General features: G+C 67.4%; 1 protein-coding gene. It reads left to right on the top strand.

Going from position 1 to position 1,089, the window contains the following annotated elements; genetic code table 11:
• The coding region (locus tag ABZW16_RS44005) for a condensation domain-containing protein (RefSeq protein ID WP_354962111.1) at window positions 1-1,089 on the top strand (1,089 nt) is incomplete at both ends.

Genomic DNA, 1,089 nt, shown 5'->3' with positions numbered 1-1,089 from the left:
GACCGGTTGCCGTCGTATATGGTGCCGTCCTCGATCATGGTGCTCGACCGCATCCCACTCACACCGGTCGGCAAACTCGACCGAAAAGCACTACCGGATCCGGTCTTCCTTGCCGACAAACCATTCAGAGCACCGCGCACACCGATCGAACACACCATCGCGCAAGCGTTCGCCGACATTCTCGGCACTGAAACGATCGGTTTGGACGATTCGTTCTTCGCCCTGGGCGGCGACAGCATCATGTCGATCCAGTTGGTCACCCGGGCCAGAGCAGCCGGTGTGGCGTTCTCGGCACGGGATGTGTTCGAACGCAAGACCGTCGCCGGACTCGCCCAAGTCGCCGCGCACGACCGCACGGCGGTCGCCTTGCCGGAGGAACTGCCCGGCGGGGGTGTGGGACCGCTGCCGCTGACGCCGATCATGCACTGGATGCTCGAGCGGTCCGCGTCGGGTTTCGGCCGCTTCTCGCAGGCGATGCTGCTCGGTCTGCCGACCGGGATCGACCAGCCGCGGATGGCGAGCACGGTGCAGGCGGTCCTCGATCGGCACGACATGCTGCGCGCGCGACTGTCTCGCGACGATGACGGGCGCTGGACGTGGGATGTGTTGCCGGTCGGCATGATTCGCGCCGACGACGTCATCCATCGGGTGCCGATGCCAGCAGGCACCGAGTTCCGGACGTTGGCGGCGGCGGAGTTGACGGCCGCTGCGGACCGGCTCGATCCGAACGCCGGGATCGTGCTGCAGGTGGTCTGGTTCGATCCGGTGGACACGGCGGAACCGGGCAAGGTCCTTGTGCTGGTGCATCATTCCGCGATCGACGGGGTTTCCTGGCGCGTGCTGGTGCCGGATCTCGTGCTCGCGTGGGCGCGGATCGAATCCGGCGAGCCACCTGAGCTCGCCCCGGTCGGGACATCCATGCGCAGATGGGCGCATGGACTGGTCGAGGCGGCCCACAGCGAGGAGCGGACCGCAGAGCTCGCACTGTGGCGAGCGATGGCCGACGGGCCCGATCCGATGATCGGGTCGCGGCCTCTGGACCCCGCGATCGATGTGGCGGCCACTGCTCGGACCGTCGAGGTCGAGCTG

Origin of the sequence: Nocardia sp. NPDC004604, from assembly GCF_040609795.1 — a bacterium.
Taxonomy (GTDB): domain Bacteria; phylum Actinomycetota; class Actinomycetes; order Mycobacteriales; family Mycobacteriaceae; genus Nocardia.
The sequence above is the reverse complement of the archived record's forward strand: the minus strand, read 5'-3'. Positions and strand labels throughout refer to the sequence as shown.